Here is a 15,026-nt window from a genome sequence, read left to right as displayed (position 1 = left end):
CGCGCATTTTCCTTCATAGGCAGGCTGCTGCACATCCTGAATACTCCACTCAAGCGAATTGCGTGATCTGGGAGGAGCCATTATGCGCAAACATCTTAACCGGGCGGCCATTGCTGCCCTGTCACTGACCGTTGCATCCGAAGCACTGGCTGTCGAATGGAACGTTTCCCTGTGGGGCAAGCGTCGTGCCTTTACCGAACACGTCGAGAAACTTGCCGAACTGGTGAACGAAAAGACCAACGGTGAGTTCACTCTGAACATCAGCTATGGTGGCCTTTCGAAGAACAAGGAAAACCTCGATGGGATTTCGATTGGCGCGTTTGAAATGGCCCAGTTCTGTGCTGGCTATCACCGCGACAAGAACCCCTCGATCACTGTCTTGGAACTGCCGTTTCTGGGTGTGACATCGCTGGAGCAAGAGGTCGACTTGTCAATGGCCGTTTATCAACACCCGGCCGTTGTCGAGGATCTGGCCCGCTGGGACGCAACTCTGCTGATGCCGTCGCCGCTGCCGCAGTACAACCTTGTTGGTGTCGGTGAAGCGCCGAAATCTCTAACCGATTTTGAAGGTCTGAGCGTACGGGCGACAGGTGGTATCGGCAAGGCGATGGAGACGGTCGGGGCAGTTCCGACCTCGATGTCTGCGTCGGAAGTGCGTCAGGCGATGGATAGCGGCATCGTCAAAGCTGTCAGCTTTGCACCACACGCGCATATGTCCTTTGGCACCATTGAAAATGGCACGTGGTGGACGACGAACCTCAACCCCGGCACCGTCAACTGCCCTGTCGTGGTTAACACGCTGGCATTGGAAGACCTATCTGACGAACACCGCGAAGCTCTGCTGGGATCGGTGGATGAGGCACTGGACCACTACGTGAGCCACTACCAGACCAAAACGATGGAAGCGTGGGGCCCTGAGCTGGATCAGCGCGGCATCGAACGGGTCACTTTCAGCGATGAAGAAATCGCAGCGTTCAAAGAAGCCGCTGCCGCACCCGCGGCCGAGGCCTGGATTGCAGAAAACACCGAGCGTGGCCTACCAGCACAAGAGCTCTATGACCTTGTGACTGGGAAGATCGCAAACGGCAGCTAATCCACTCACAACCCGGCGTCGGCCAAGCTGGCGTCGGGTGCCCTTTCCCCTGACAGCGGAGTACAACGATGGCCGGGTCATCCCAGGTGCTGTCTGACGACAGCCGTCTCAGCATTCTCGATCAACGCCTTTACAAACTGGAGAGCTTTCTGGCTTTGATCAGCGGTCTTGCAGTTTTCTCGCTGATGGTCATGGCCGTGGTCTCCGTTGGTGGTCGGAATTTCGCCAATGCGCCACTTCCCGGTTACGTGGACTGGATCGAGCAGGCCATGCCGTTGATCGCCTTCATGGGGATTTCCTATGCGCAGCGTGATGGCGGTCATATCCGAATGGACATGGTTGTTGGAGCGCTTAGAGGCCGGACGCTCTATATCGTTGAGTTTGTCACAACCGCTGTCATTCTGGCGCTGATCGTCTTGCTGATCTGGGGGAGCTGGGCGCATTTCGCACGCAGCTTTGACTTTGGTGCTCCCCTCTGGAGCCGCGACAGCTCTATCGACATAGGTATCCCGTTGTGGCCTGCAAAGCTGTTGGCCCCCGTCGCCTTTAGCGTGCTTTGCCTAAGGCTTGTTCTGCAGCTCTGGGCCTATGGTCGCGCGATCAGGCACCCCGATCAGGCACCTATTGCCGTCCCACTAATAACCGATGCAGCCACTCAAGCTGCAATGGAAGCCGAGCATGTCTCGGGCCACGACAACTGAGGTTAAATCTGATGGAACCCATTGAAATTGGTCTGATCGTCTCGGGCGGTATGCTTGTTCTTGTGGTGTTGGGGATGCGAGTGGCCTTTGCCGCCGCGACAGCTGGCATGGTTGGGCTGATCTGGATCTTTTGGGCCAAGTTTGGGTACGATCCGGCGCGGTTCGGCAAGGCTGTGACTGTGGCCGTCAAAACAGCGGGGCAGGTGCCGCATTCCAAAATCTCAAGCCAGGCATTGAGCCTTATCCCAACTTTCATCCTGATTGGCTACCTTGCCTATTACGCGGGCCTGACCAAGGCACTGTTCGAGGCGGCTAAGCGATGGCTGGCTTGGGTTCCGGGCGGCCTGGCGGTTTCGACCGTTTTCGCAACCGCTGGGTTTGCGGCAGTATCCGGGGCATCGGTCGCCACTTCCGCTGTGTTCGCCCGTATCGCAATCCCCGAGATGCTGAAGATCGGCTACGACAAGCGCTTTGCTGCAGGTGTCGTCGCTGCAGGCGGTACGCTCGCCTCGCTCATTCCGCCTTCGGCCATTCTGGTCATCTACGCGATTATTGTCGAACAGGACGTGGGCAAACTGCTGTTGGCCGGATTCATCCCGGGCATGTTCTCGGCGGTAATTTATGGCTTGCTGATCATTGGTATGGCCGTCGTGATCAAAGGATTTGGTCCCGCAGTCAGGGGCTTTACGTGGAAAGAACGTTTCCTCTCGCTGCCGCCCGCATTGCCTATCGTGATTGTAGTCGTGACTATCATCTTTTTTGTCTACAACCCGTTCGGAGGTGACGCCTGGGGTACGCCGACAGAAGGCGGGGCCATCGGAGCCTTCGTGGTGTTCCTCATGGCGCTGTATCAAGGCATGCGCTGGTCCGAACTCAAAGACGCGCTTTTGGAAACCGCCAAGCTGAGCGTCATGATATTCACGATCATCTGGGGCGTGTTGGTTTACGTTCGTTTTCTCGGTTTCGCCGAACTGCCAAGTGCATTCTCCGACTGGATTACCTCGCTTGAGATGTCTCCGATGCTAATCCTGATCTGTATTCTTCTGGCTTATGCCGTATTAGGCATGTTTATGGATGCGATTGGAATGCTGTTGCTGACGTTGCCTGTAGTTTACCCCGCCGTCATGGCATTGAACGGTGGTGAGGCCGTAAGTGCAGCCGACAGTACCTTCGGTATGTCCGGGCCTATGTGCGCAATCTGGTTCGGCATTCTGGTTGTCAAAATGGCCGAGTTTTGCCTGATCACCCCACCCATCGGGCTGAATTGCTTTGTCGTGGCCGGCGTTCGTGATGACCTAAGCGTTCAGGATGTTTTTAAAGGTGTAACGCCTTTCTTTATGGCGGATGCTGCGACTATCGCGATGCTCGTTGCCTTCCCTTCTATCGTTCTATGGCTTCCAGGACAGGTTTGAATCCTATGGGATGATTTTGGAGCGCGGTTTGCTGGTGCCTGAAATCCGCTACACTGGGTGTTTTGTATGGTGCTTATCTTCTCGAGCAATTACCGAGCGCCAAGACTAGTGTTGCCAGCTATGGGCTGGATCTGGCGCGCAAGCATTCCGAAGATTGTCGTCGGATCATGTCGGCGCCCTGGTATCGGGAAATGTTCCCTGAAACGGTTTTGGCCAAAAGGGGCAAAACCTCAGAAGAAATCCGCACCACAAAGGGAGGCAGCCGTAAGGCTGTCTCAATCGGCAGTTCTGTTAATGGCCATGGCGCCGATTACATCATCATCGATGACCTGCTGAAAGCTGGTGATGCGGGTTCCGAGGCCGAGCTGTCAAGGCACAGGAGTTCATTGAGAGGACCTTGCTGTCGCGCTTCGACAACCCGACCGAAGGGCGTGTCGTTATGGTTGCACAACGACTACACGAGATGGATCCGCCGGGTTACCTGCTCGAACGTGGCACCTATCGGCATCTGAACCTGCCTGCCATCGCCGAAGAACATGAGACGGTGCCTCTTGGGCGTGGAAGAGTCATGCGCCGCAAACCGGGTGATCTCTTGTGCCCGTCCCGTTTGGGTCAGGACACGCTGGAAACCAAGCGTCGTGAAATGGGCGCAGCCGTGTTCAATTGCCAGTATCAGCAAAACCCCATTGCTCCCGACGGGTCGCCTCTATGGGATCAAACCCGGTGAGGTGTTCTGGGCAGCATCAGACGTGGGCTGGGTCGTTGGGCACTCCTACATCTGCTACGGGCCGCTGCTACATGGCTGCGCCACCGTGGTCTACGAGTGCAAGCCGGTGGGCACGCCCGACGCAGGCGCCTTCTGGCGAGTCATTCAGGATCATGAGGTTGCAGCGCTGTTTACCGCCCCGACGGCCTTCCGGGCGATCAAGAAACGCGCATTGCCATTCGGGCATCCTGCTCGGAACGGCCGAAGGGTTGCCCGTTTGGGACTGGCTACGCATGTATATTGACCCCATGCATCGGGTTCTCAATGCGCGCGAGGCGGAAGCGGCATCTTGGCTTTGCTATGCAGAATCAGCCCTGTCCGGGTCGACAACAATTGTTGACATGTGGCGGTATATGCACGGTAGCGCGAAGGCCGCGGATACAATCGGCACACGGTCAGTCCTTGTGCCGTATGTCGGCGAACACCCGGACTACAACTATTTCGAAACTCTGGCATCTAACGAACAGATTCTTGAAGACTGGCATCGCAGGTCGGAGGCTCGGATCAATGTTTGGGTGGGTCTGGAACATTTGTTTTATGCCTCGCCTGAAAGGCACCGGGATTTCATTGATCTGGCTCTGAAATACGACACTGGCTTTCATACGCACAGTAACGAAGCCGAGATCGAATTGCGGGAAATGGATCGTCGCTATGGCAAGCGCTCGGTTCATATTCTCAAGGAACTGGGTTTCTTTGAACCTCGAAATACTCTGCTGGCCCATTGTGTGTGGCTGGACGATTCAGAAATCGAAGTCATTGCCGAAAATAGCGTTGGCGTCGCCCACAACCCGGTCAGCAACATGAAACTGGCAAGTGGCATTGCGCCTGTGGAAAAGCTGGTCAAGGCCGGCGTTGCTGTCGGAATCGGTACAGATGGCGAAAAAGAGAACAACAACCTCGATATGTTCGACGACATGAAATGCACGTCTCTTCTCGGGAAACTGAACAATCTGGACGCCAGCGCATTGGACGCGTGGGAGGTCCTGCGAATGGGCACCATCGACGGCGCAAAAAGCATCGGCCTGGAGGATGAGATCGGCTCGTTGGAGGTCGGCAAGAAAGCTGACATCATTGCAGTACCCACCGAAACGCCGCGGATGACACCTTTGATTGGTGAGGGTGAGTTCTTTAACCTCCATTACAATCTTGTTCGTTCAGCGCAGGGCTCGGACGTAGTCATGACAATGGTGGACGGTAACCAGATCGTGCGTGATGAAAAGCTCATGACCGCTGATATGTCTGATCTGATCGCTGAGGTTCACGAAGTACTTCCAGGCCTGTTTGAGCGTCGCGCGGCTTTTCTTGCCAAAAACACTGATGGTGCAGTCAGCCCTGTCTGAGGAACACCGCAGCTACAGAAGAACTACTTTGACCCGCAGGGCAAACGGTTCCCGGAATATTCAGGGGCAAAAGGAAAAACAGATGTGTGATGATCTGAAATATCTGCGTGAAACCATAAAGATAGCCCAAGAGTGCCGAGAAACCGGCAACCATCCCTTCGGGGCCGTTCTCGTCGGCCCCCAAGGCGACATATTGTTTCGCGCAGGAAACTCGTACTCGTATGAAAAAGGCGTTGGGCATGCGGAATTGAATGTTGCCCGAGCAGCAAGCCGAAAGTACCAACCTGAATACTTGGAAAAATGTACGTTATACACATCCGTGGAACCGTGTTGCATGTGCGCCGGGGCCTGCTATTGGGCAGGAATTGGAACCGTCGTCTACGGGATGACTGAAAAGCGATTGGCTGTACTCACCGGCGACAACGAAGAGAACCTGACGCTGGATCTGCCTTGTGAAACCGTGTTTGCAGCAGGTCAACGAAAAGTAGAGACCCGCGGACCATTTGCCGAAATCGAAGAAGAAGTTGCGGAAGGTCATTTGGGCTTTTGGTAGTTTGATGCAAGCTACCAATATTTTTTGCAAAGTTATCCTTCAAATATTCAATTGAAATAGAGGGTTTGTTGCGCAATCTGCCAATTTACCAACCGATCAAATCCACCGTTGCGGCGAACGGCGGCTTTGTGGGCAGCGTCCGCAGCAATTATGAACGCAGCTGAGTGTCCGGTAAGGGCTGTTGACAGGTCACGAAAAACGGGGCAGGGGCTTATGCTGCATCAGCTCCGAGGTCTAGAACGAGCCCGGAGTGACCGATACTGCACTGCGGATAATTGGCAGCTAACATGCCGTCTTCTGACCTTGTAATCAGAGATCGAGTTCACTTAAATTTTGAAGCAGCGCTATTCAAACGGAAAGCTGTCCAGTCGTTCGACCCCTGTTTCTGTGACCAAAACCTGGGTTTCCAGCTTGATGCTTTCCGATCCCTGTTCGCCGATCAGGCTTTCGACACAGACCACCTGGTTAGGCTCAAAATGCCCTGACATTGCATCCGGCCCCCAATCTACATGCAAAGGCACTACCGGCCATTCGTCAGCCATACCAACGCCGTGGATTGCGAGTGAATAGCGATAGGGCACATGCGCGTCTGGGATGCGCCAGCTTTTGTCATTAAATTCGTTGAAGCTTAGGCCTGGATGAAGAAGGTCTAGGTTGTGATGAACCTGCTCCAGAGCTGTGTCATAGAGCCGCCGCTGAGTATCGCTCATCTTGGTATAGCCGCAGGTCCAGGACCGTGAGAGATCGGCACAGTACCCATAAGGCCCGATCATGTCTGTGTCGAAGGAGATCATCTCGCCTGCCTGACACACCCGGTCGGAACATTCCCGGTACCAGGGATTCGTACGTGAACCGCAAGTCAGCAGCTTGGTCTCCAACCAATCGCCGCCGGATCGGGCGTTCTCAAAATGCAGGTGCGCCCAAAGCTCGCGCTCGGTAACGCCGGGACGAGAGTGGTCGTAAATCCGAGCCATCCCGGCCTCGCACACGCGGATGGTCCAGCGCATCAACTCGATTTCGTCCGCCGATTTGATGGAGCGTGCGATTTCGGTCAGTTGCGTGCCTTCGACATAGTTCAGCCCGTGTGCCTCAAGCGCATAGACCCCGCTGCCGACAAGGCTGTCACAGGCGATGCGCGTATTTCCACCGCCGTACTTCTGGATCAAGTCGGCAATCTCATCAGCCCAGGTGACTGTTGCCGCGCTGACCTTGTCACCCGACGCCATGAACATCCAGGTTTTGGCAACGCGGATTTCGTCAATGCCCGGTAATCCCTCGCATTGGTGCAGGCAGCCCTTAAATTCGAACATTATCGCCGGGCCACCGGCCAGAATAAGCGCGTAACGCATCGGGTTGTGCAGCGTCCAAACCTGCATATTCGAGCAGTCAAACGCATAGCGGATGTTGCAGGGATCATAGAGCAGCAGCGCCGCGCAATCCGATTGGTCCAGCGCCGCGCGCAAACGGCTCAGCCGATAGGCGCGTGCGCGGGCCAGTACGTCATCGCCAACCGGACTATTAAGCGGTTTGTCCGCGCCTTCGGCGTTCAGGTAGGTGAGCTTGCGATCATCCTTAAAGGCAGTGTCGAGGCTCATGCGGTGCGACCGTAAAAGCCAACGCGCTCTTCGTCGCTAAACTGAACCCCGGGGCGCTCGTAGTAGGAGAAGACGGCGATGATGCGGTCCTGATCACCCTGCACGGGTGTAACACGATGGGCGGTGTTCTTACCCTTGAAGATGTTGAGCGTGCCTGGCTCTAGCTCGATGCGCATAGGGGTGCGGCGGCCTTCCAACAGATCAGCTACACCAGTATAGTTCGGGTCATCTTCGCTGCGCAGATCCTGATCATATTCAAACTCGCCGCCAATCTCGGGTGCTTGCAAAAGCAAGGTCGTGGTGAATTCGGAGCGGTCAAAATGCCAGTTCAGCGCCTGTCCCTCGTGATAGCCCATCACATTCACGCGCGCCAAAGGATCCTGCATGGTGAACAGTTCTGTCTTCCCCATCACCGCTGCAAGGAATTGCGCAAAGGGCGGCCACTCATATAGCCGGATCACCGCTGCCTGGCCCATTTGATCCGCGCATATCGTGCTGTTCGAGGTTTCAAACTCGGTCAACGCCGGGTGGTCAGCGGGCAGCCCTACAATCTCTTTTTGGAAATAGATGTTGTGCTTGCGGGCATGGGTGAAGGATTCTGACGTAAGAACCGGCTTGAGCTCTGCGACCGCGCTGGGCAGTGCGTCAGTATTGATAAACCCCGCTAGGTTGAACAAGCCGTCCTTTGCAAGCTTGGCCTTGCAGTCGGCAACTAAGGCGACCCAGTCTGTGCTGCCGGGCTGATCCAAAGGGTAATCCTGCAGATTGATAAGATCGCGCATGTCAGTCCTCCTTTTGCCTTTGCACACGGTACAACTGGCCCCCTTTTCAACAAACAGTATTTCTATTTATGATGCATAAGAAAAACTATTGGTATGCCAGTGATCTACAATGCCCCTCTGAACGCTCTCAAAGCCTTTGAAGCGGCCGCCAGAACCGGATCCTTTACGGCAGCCGCTGCCGAACTGGGCGTCAGTTCCCCCGCTGTCAGCCAGCAGGTGAAACTGTTGGAGGAGTTCTGGCAACAGGCGTTGTTTATCCGTCAGGGTAACAGGCTGTCGCTAACCGATGCTGGGCAGGCAGCTTACCCTCAGCTCGCCCAGGCCATGGCCAGCCTGGCGGCGTTGTCGGCCAAAATGCAAAGCGAGCAGATCAAGAAGACCCGATTGGTGCTGAGCGCGCCTCATTCTGTTGTTGAAACCTGGCTGCCGCGCAAGCTGGCACCGCTGTTGAACGCAGATGAGTATTCCCCCATTGATGTGCGTATTGACGATGACCCAATAGATTTTGCCCGTGACAAGATCGACATGCGCATCTTCTTTGGTCATGATCTGTATGGCGACTTTCAGATCCGTAACCTCTTTGTCGATAGTCTGGTTGCGGTTGCTAGCCCGGATTTCGTACGCCGTTTCGGTCCGCATGTGCAGGGTTTGCCGGACAGATATCTGATCCATACTCGTTGGGGCAGCGGTTTTGCATCATCACCGAATTGGGAAACTGTGCTGCCTGTCGGAAAAACTATTAACCGAGGCCTGGGCATGTCGGTCCGATCCAGCAGCGTAGCTCTGAAATTTGCTGGCCACGGTTTTGGCGCAGCTTTGGTTCCAGCGGCGATGGCGGCTGATGATCTGTCGGCGGAACGGGTTGTAAAATTGGATAGTCCAAGGTTGGAATTGCCAAGTAGCTACCGAATTGCGTTTCCAAAAAGACTGAAGTCCCACCCATCCATTGTTCGCGTGCTGGATGTGTTGTCACAATGGGCAGGCCAATCGAACTGAGAGACAGTCTTTAGGTTCGCTAGACTGCCGACGTTGCTTTCGCAGCGAACATCCGGCCTGACGGATCGCTCCGCAGCGGTGTGAACCTTTGGCCAGTGACCGGTTTGGGCCGAGGCTCGCCTCCAAGTCTGCGCGTCAGTTCCGGAAGACACGGAGTAAACCCGCACCAGCATCCCAGAGGTCCAAAAGCCGGGCGTAGAAATGCTCACGCGCGACGAAGGGGCTCTGTCCTAGTCCTGTAAGTTCGACCTCGAGCGTATCGATCAGACGAAGAAGGCGGCGGCGATGAATGCCAAAGCGACTCTGAACGGGGTCGGCAAACACACCTGCGAACGCGGCGAAAACCGATCCGATCATGACAAGCCCCACCATGGTGACGGTGGTAAGCCAGGGCGATGCGTCCGTCGGGAAAAAACCGTACCAAATCCCACCAATTGTCTGACCCAGTGGAAACTCCGTGATGGCATTGGTGCTTGCCATAGCATCAGCAACGCCCGGCGCCATCGAGATCATGCCCGGTGTAAGCGCCTGAAAGACCAGTGCTCCGACAACAAGCGCACAGAGCACAGTAGTCATCTCGGCAACAGCAGACCGAGTTGCTGCATACTCGGAAATCGCACCCGCCATTCGATGGCTGAGAGCCTCCGCATCTGCCGAGCTCTCACGTTTTCGGATCATTTCGCGAAACTTCGGTGCAGCAAGGATGGCGCGCGAAAGCGCGTCCGGACTACGAGCCGTAGCCCCTTGCGCCAAGGACAGTTGCAGAAGATCGGTCACGACGCAGGCCTCGACCCTGCGCGCAACAGTGGTGTGCAACAGGATCCGCCTTGAGGCCAGCCAGTCCGAGCCGCCATGCCACCGGGCACGGCGGCAAAGATATGCCGCGATCCGCGTCAGCACCAGGATCGGCGATAGCATCACATTCATCGGGGCGCGCAGGATGTCCCAACCGAGCGCCGACCGGTGAAGGAGAAGTGTTCCGGGCCAGGTGAAATGCCTTGCCACAAACATATCTACCTCGGCCCGCCGGTCCATAAAGTACTCACGGACCTTCGGGCGGACAACCTTTTCGACTGCCACGGCGGGGTTCGATAATGACCTCATGGCGGTGACCCACGATCCCTGTCTTGTTGCGCAAGAAACGTCTTATACTGTTTCACGGAGTGGCATGCCAGCCGGTTAACTACTCACTTCATATCCTATCAAGTGAGCATTGCTGCAAGAGCGTTGACGAGGCTTCTTGTTCACCAGTCCGTTTGTGCTTTTACTTCTTCGAACAGCACTTTTCAGGCATTGCTGTCGCTATGCAACTCAAAATGCTGCTCTGTGCACGAATGGCGGCTTTCGGTAAGTCGACTAGTAACATCTAAAAAATATCGAATGTCGGTAAAGGGCTGTCGCTATCAATCGCCCGGGTCGACCTTTCGGTCGATTCTGCAATGTACTCGATAACCGTAACGGGCCCAGAGCAACCAACGCTGCGGGGTGTGTGAATAACGGCTGCAGTGTGCATCATGGAAGGGCAAAGAGGCTTTGGCTGATTTTTATGTCGACCCTAAGCCTAACGGATCAAAAAGCTCTCGATGCCCAAAATCACAGATTTCATTGCTTCGATCTGTGCGTTTTCGCCCATATGCGCCACTCGGAACACTTCTTCTCTATTTGCTCCAAAACCTCCGGCAATGCGGATTTGATGTTCGGCGATCAGAAAGGTCACTAGTTCGGATGACGCGAAGCGGTCGCCGGTTTTGATCGCGGTGACCCCTGCGGCGCGGGCGTTTAATTGGATCTGCATTCCCAGACCGAGACGTTTCATACCGTTGCATATGAAATCGCGCGCCTCAGCGTGACGGGCGTAGCGGGTGTTCAACCCTTCTTTCAGCATGCCATCCAGCGCGACGTCCAGCGCATGAACGACCGCCACGGGCATGGTCGTCAGGATTGGATGCCAGTCCCTTGCGATGTCGTATTGATCCCGCCACCGTATTACATCCGTGAAGCCACCGCGCTGAGACTGCTTCGCTTCGATCCGCTCCCAAGCCTCATCTGCTACGGCAATTAACCCGATCCCCGGTACAGAGCCCAACCCTTTCTGCGAGGCCGACGTCATCACCGACACCCCCCAGTCATCCATTTGCGCAGGAGATGTGCCAAGTGCGCTGACACTATCGACCATGACGGGAAGGCCCGCCTCTGAGGCGACTTTGGCGAGGGCTTCGACCGGTTGCTGCAATCCGGTCGAGGTTTCTACATGGGTAAAACAGAGGAGGTCGTATTTCTGTTGTGACAGCGCCGCACGCACGGCCTCTGGGTCCGCGGGCTGACCTTCGTGGACAGGCATCAACACGGCAGTCGCCCCACAGCCTTCAACAGATTTTTTCAGGATATTGCTGAAATAGCCCGCATCCAGGATCAATGCTGTCTGTCTCTCGTCCAGCATCGCCCGGATCGCCATTTCATTGGCCAATGTGCCAGAGCCTGGTATGATCCCGACATACCCGCTGGTTCCAAATACAGTCTTCAGATTTTCAGTCGCGCGTACATAGGCTTGCGAAAACTCAGGACCAACATGCAGGCCCTGGGGACCGAGTTGCGCCGCCAACACATTTGCAGCCACTTCCACGGGGCCTGGCGTAAAATTGCGAATCTGCGCCATCAATAGGTCGCTCTTCCTCCTGAGAGATCAAAGACTGCGCCAGTGTTAAATGTGCAATCTTCGGAACTCAGCCACATCACCATGCGCGCGGCCTCTTCAACCCAGCCGAGGCGTTTCATTGGGGATTTGTCGATCATGATTTGCACGAAATCTGGCGTCATCTGATCCAGAATCGCCGTCTTGATGGCAGCGGGAGCGATGCAATTGACGCGAATATCAGTCTGCGCCAGTTCCTTGGCAAGCGACTTGGTAAAACCAATGACACCTGCTTTGGACGCCGAATAGGCCGAGGCGTTAGGCGTGCCTTCTTTGCCTGCAAGCGAGGCCATATTGACGATCCGGCCAAAGCCAGCCTCTTGCATCACGGGAACGATAGCATGAGCCAAGTAAAAAGTCCCGGTCAGATTGACCTCAATTACGCGGGCCCAGACCGCCGGATCATTTTCCACGACCGGAAGTGTTGGACCCGCGAAACCCGCATTGTGCGACAGAAAATCGATGCCACCGAAGGCTTTTCTGGTCTCTGCAACACCCGCGGCGATCTGGTCTGGTTGGCTGATATCTACTTTACAAGCGATTGCACCCTCGGGGGCGTCATTTGGTTCTGAAAGATCCCAGATCGCCACGTTGGCGCCGGCAGCCGCAAAGTAGCGTGCGATTTCGGCTCCGATCCCGGCTGCCCCGCCGGTAATAACGGCGGTGCGGCCTGCGAAGTCATAGGTTACATTGCTCATGATGTCTTACCGGATAAAATTCTTCACGTAGTCAGCGCCTAGGCCAACCTTTTCGAAATGCGCACGGCACATATCGATCTTAGTGAACACGTCCTCATAGCCCAGGTGATTTCCGTCGGGATCGCAGTAGTACATCACCCCGTTAACCTGAAAATAGGTGATCATTTCCTCAACATCATCGGGCACAACAAGGGTGTGGGTCTCTCCGGGCGGTTCGAATACATAACTGCCCTCTTCGGCAAACCAATCATGCTCCAGGTAATGCCAACGCCCTTTCATAACAAAACCATGCACCGCGTTTGGATGGCGGTGGCGCGACAAAACACCGGACTTGGTGACTTTCAGCAAGTTCATCCAGTAGCCTTGCGAGACATTCAGGCAGAGCGGGCGGAAAAACACGTGCTCAGCCTGTTGTACCCACATGCGCGGATCATCTTCGGCCAGCGCGTCAGGGATCACAATCTCGGGCAAGGCATCCTGCGGGATCGGATGCTTGTATGGCACGCGCGGATTTTCGTCGGTTTCGGTCAGTGGCATTTCGGCTCCTACCCATTGCGATCAGTTTTTTTAATCCACATTATGGACAAACTGACCAATATATGGAATATACACAGCCAATACGCCCCGTCAATCGGAGAGGTGGGAATGGCAAAACAGGTCCAGGGAACCCAAAGCTTTGCACGCAGCATTGGATTGTTGCAGCATATTTGCGACTGCAAAAACCCGCCAACTCTGGCCGAGCTCCTGGAAGAATGCGCCTTTACGCGCCCAACTCTCTACCGGTTGTTAAATGGCTTGGAGTTCGAAGGGCTGATCGTGCAGTTAAAGGACAAAAGCTACAAACCCGGCCCGCGCCTGATCAATCTTGCCCGTTCTGCGCTGGCCAAGTCTGACATTCGTGACAGGGCGCGGGATGCCTTGGTTCGCGTCAGGGATCAGACCGGCGAAACAGTACATCTCGCCGTGCCAAGTGGTGAGGGGCTTGTTTATATCGACAAGATCGAAAGCCTTGAGACAGTGCGCATGAACTCGACCGTAGGCACGTTTGTCCCGCTTCACTCCAGCGGAGTCGGCAAAGCCTACCTTTCGGCTTTGCCCGAAGAAAAGCTCGCCGCCTTCCTGGAAAATGCGACTCTGGAGCCGATCACCCCGTTCACAACCACTGATCCAATCAAATTGCGCGCGCAGATAAATCAATGCCGTGCGAAGGGGTTCGTTTTTGACAGTCAGGAGAACGAAACCGGTATAGCATGTTTTGGCGCGCCCATCCTCGATGAATACGCCCAGCCAATTGCCGCAGTCAGCGTATCCGTGCCGTTGTTTCGGCTGGAAGACGAAACATCTCGATACTCGACCGCCTTGCTGGACTGCGTTCGAGAGTTGTCTGATGGTGAGTTTCAACGCTGAATCTACATCCTGTATCCAAGATTTTCACCAAAGCGACCACTAGCAGAGTTGCGAAAAACAGCAGCTTTGTTGCCAATTGTAAGGTTGCCCAGATCGGGGTTTGGCAGTCGCGGCGAATGTCGGAAATGAGAACTGCGTCCGCAGCATCGCGACCTACCGCTGGATGTCGGCTCTGGGCCGCCCGTGAAAGTGACCCAACTGCACAAATTTCAATGGCTTCGGCAATAGTTAGAGCGTCTTCAAGTTCAACGCCAAGATATCTAACTGTATTGTCCATCTTCGTATGTCCAAGAAGCAACTGCGCGGCGCGCAGGTTGCCAGTCTTCTTTTAGATCTGGGTTACTTTGGTACGCCGTATTGAATGCGTTTCGTATGCGCTTGCCTCAAGGCCAATGGATGTGACCCAATCGCGGACGATCCGCGAATATTGGCGTGTTGAAATGTGCAGGCGCTCACGGAAGCGGCCAGGCCAAATATACTCCGAGACAACCATGAGTTCATCCCCCATCCACTATTCGACTGAAGCCCGCGTGCCCTCGGAAATCTCGAAGCGGACTGGTTTCTGAGTTTGCTTTGAAGTACGGAGGCACGCTCTTTGATCTGTCCTGATGCCATCACGTCGACGACTTTCATCCTCACAAGATCACAGCCGTGAAGTTTGCTGTCGATTGCCATATTGAACAGCGCGAGGTCGCGATGGTTCTCGGCCAGTTCAAGTCGGACTCGGATCGCCCAGACGTGGTTTGGCTTCAGCGGTCTTTTCTGGCTAACGATACGTCCTTTGTTCCAAGCAGGGTGAAGCGCGCGAATGGCCGGTAGGTTTGGTGTTTCCATGACTGATCCTCCGATCCGCCATGCTCTCCCAAAGCGACAACCCGACCTTGACGAGGCACCATATCAGAGGATGGCGCGCTGCCTCCGAGGTCCGCAGAGAGCCCTGAAGACGACATAGATACAGATTTTGAGAGCTGCGTTCGTCGCTCAGGGCGAA

At 55.2% G+C, this 15,026-nt stretch carries 14 protein-coding genes and 2 pseudogenes; 9 read left to right on the top strand and 7 right to left on the bottom strand.

The genetic code is table 11. The features are described from left to right. The first annotated feature begins 82 nt into the window (after window positions 1–82). From dctP to ACR0DT_RS05875, 7 genes and pseudogenes are all read left to right on the top strand, one after another. Window positions 83–1,093 (top strand): TRAP transporter substrate-binding protein DctP, encoded by a 1,011-nt coding sequence (dctP, locus tag ACR0DT_RS05905; protein WP_480709861.1) that lies wholly within the window; start codon window positions 83–85, stop codon window positions 1,091–1,093. 68 nt (window positions 1,094–1,161) lie between these two features. Next, window positions 1,162–1,794, top strand: a complete 633-nt coding sequence (locus ACR0DT_RS05900) for a TRAP transporter small permease subunit (protein WP_480709860.1) — start codon at window positions 1,162–1,164, stop codon at window positions 1,792–1,794. An 11-nt stretch (window positions 1,795–1,805) separates the two neighbouring features. After that, window positions 1,806–3,206 (top strand): TRAP transporter large permease, encoded by a 1,401-nt coding sequence (locus tag ACR0DT_RS05895; RefSeq protein WP_480709859.1) that lies wholly within the window; start codon window positions 1,806–1,808, stop codon window positions 3,204–3,206. Window positions 3,207–3,645: 439 nt separating this feature from the next. Further along, complete coding sequence (locus ACR0DT_RS05890; protein ID WP_480709858.1) at window positions 3,646–3,933, top strand: hypothetical protein; 288 nt, start codon at window positions 3,646–3,648, stop codon at window positions 3,931–3,933. Beyond that, window positions 3,911–4,138, top strand: a pseudogene (locus ACR0DT_RS05885) (AMP-binding protein); the annotation flags it as partial. The gene ACR0DT_RS05890 and the pseudogene ACR0DT_RS05885, both read left to right, overlap by 23 nt. Further along, complete coding sequence (locus tag ACR0DT_RS05880; protein ID WP_480709857.1) at window positions 4,086–5,312, top strand: amidohydrolase; 1,227 nt, start codon at window positions 4,086–4,088, stop codon at window positions 5,310–5,312. The pseudogene ACR0DT_RS05885 and the gene ACR0DT_RS05880, both read left to right, overlap by 53 nt. An 82-nt stretch (window positions 5,313–5,394) precedes the next feature. Further along, on the top strand, window positions 5,395–5,865 hold the full coding sequence (locus ACR0DT_RS05875; RefSeq protein ID WP_480709856.1) for a nucleoside deaminase: 471 nt from the start codon (window positions 5,395–5,397) through the stop codon (window positions 5,863–5,865). Window positions 5,866–6,209: 344 nt separating this feature from the next. On the opposite strand, the gene ACR0DT_RS05870 is transcribed toward ACR0DT_RS05875, so the two are convergent. Together ACR0DT_RS05870 and ACR0DT_RS05865 are read right to left on the bottom strand one after the other, a co-directional pair. Continuing rightward, window positions 6,210–7,460 (bottom strand): M24 family metallopeptidase, encoded by a 1,251-nt coding sequence (locus ACR0DT_RS05870; RefSeq protein WP_480709855.1) that lies wholly within the window; start codon window positions 7,458–7,460, stop codon window positions 6,210–6,212. Next, window positions 7,457–8,242 carry a HalD/BesD family halogenase gene (locus ACR0DT_RS05865; protein WP_480709854.1) on the bottom strand — a complete coding sequence of 262 codons (786 nt, stop codon included), beginning with the start codon at window positions 8,240–8,242 and terminating at the stop codon, window positions 7,457–7,459. Before ACR0DT_RS05865 ends, ACR0DT_RS05870 begins: the two co-directional genes overlap by 4 nt. A gap of 93 nt (window positions 8,243–8,335) precedes the next feature. On the opposite strand from ACR0DT_RS05865, the gene ACR0DT_RS05860 reads away from it, so the two are divergent. Beyond that, window positions 8,336–9,238 (top strand): LysR family transcriptional regulator, encoded by a 903-nt coding sequence (locus ACR0DT_RS05860; protein ID WP_480709853.1) that lies wholly within the window; start codon window positions 8,336–8,338, stop codon window positions 9,236–9,238. Between the two features lie 135 nt (window positions 9,239–9,373). Here ACR0DT_RS05860 and ACR0DT_RS05855 read toward each other — a convergent pair whose 3' ends face one another. The 4 genes from ACR0DT_RS05855 to ACR0DT_RS05840 all read right to left on the bottom strand — a co-directional run bounded on the left by ACR0DT_RS05855 (window position 9,374) and on the right by ACR0DT_RS05840 (window position 13,165). Next, the gene (locus ACR0DT_RS05855; protein WP_480709852.1) at window positions 9,374–10,342 is read right to left on the bottom strand and encodes a DUF6635 family protein; all 969 of its coding nucleotides are present in this window, start codon (window positions 10,340–10,342) and stop codon (window positions 9,374–9,376) included. 457 nt (window positions 10,343–10,799) lie between these two features. Further along, window positions 10,800–11,894 carry a pyridoxal-phosphate-dependent aminotransferase family protein gene (locus tag ACR0DT_RS05850; RefSeq protein ID WP_480709851.1) on the bottom strand — a complete coding sequence of 365 codons (1,095 nt, stop codon included), beginning with the start codon at window positions 11,892–11,894 and terminating at the stop codon, window positions 10,800–10,802. Continuing rightward, window positions 11,894–12,628 carry an SDR family NAD(P)-dependent oxidoreductase gene (locus tag ACR0DT_RS05845; protein ID WP_480709850.1) on the bottom strand — a complete coding sequence of 245 codons (735 nt, stop codon included), beginning with the start codon at window positions 12,626–12,628 and terminating at the stop codon, window positions 11,894–11,896. The genes ACR0DT_RS05850 and ACR0DT_RS05845 overlap by 1 nt, the downstream gene beginning before the upstream one ends. Window positions 12,629–12,634: 6 nt before the next feature. After that, on the bottom strand, window positions 12,635–13,165 hold the full coding sequence (locus ACR0DT_RS05840) for a 2,4'-dihydroxyacetophenone dioxygenase family protein (RefSeq protein ID WP_480709849.1): 531 nt from the start codon (window positions 13,163–13,165) through the stop codon (window positions 12,635–12,637). Between the two features lie 108 nt (window positions 13,166–13,273). Between ACR0DT_RS05840 and ACR0DT_RS05835 the strand changes: the two genes are divergently transcribed. Then, window positions 13,274–14,035 (top strand): IclR family transcriptional regulator, encoded by a 762-nt coding sequence (locus tag ACR0DT_RS05835; protein WP_480709848.1) that lies wholly within the window; start codon window positions 13,274–13,276, stop codon window positions 14,033–14,035. A gap of 205 nt (window positions 14,036–14,240) precedes the next feature. Here ACR0DT_RS05835 and ACR0DT_RS05830 read toward each other — a convergent pair. Continuing rightward, window positions 14,241–14,869, bottom strand: a pseudogene (locus tag ACR0DT_RS05830) (tyrosine-type recombinase/integrase); the annotation flags it as partial. Between the last annotated feature and the right edge of the window lie 157 nt (window positions 14,870–15,026).

The organism is Ruegeria sp. BI11 (assembly GCF_056538005.1).
Note: the sequence above shows the minus strand (reverse complement) of the source record. Positions and strands in the feature narration are given on the sequence as shown.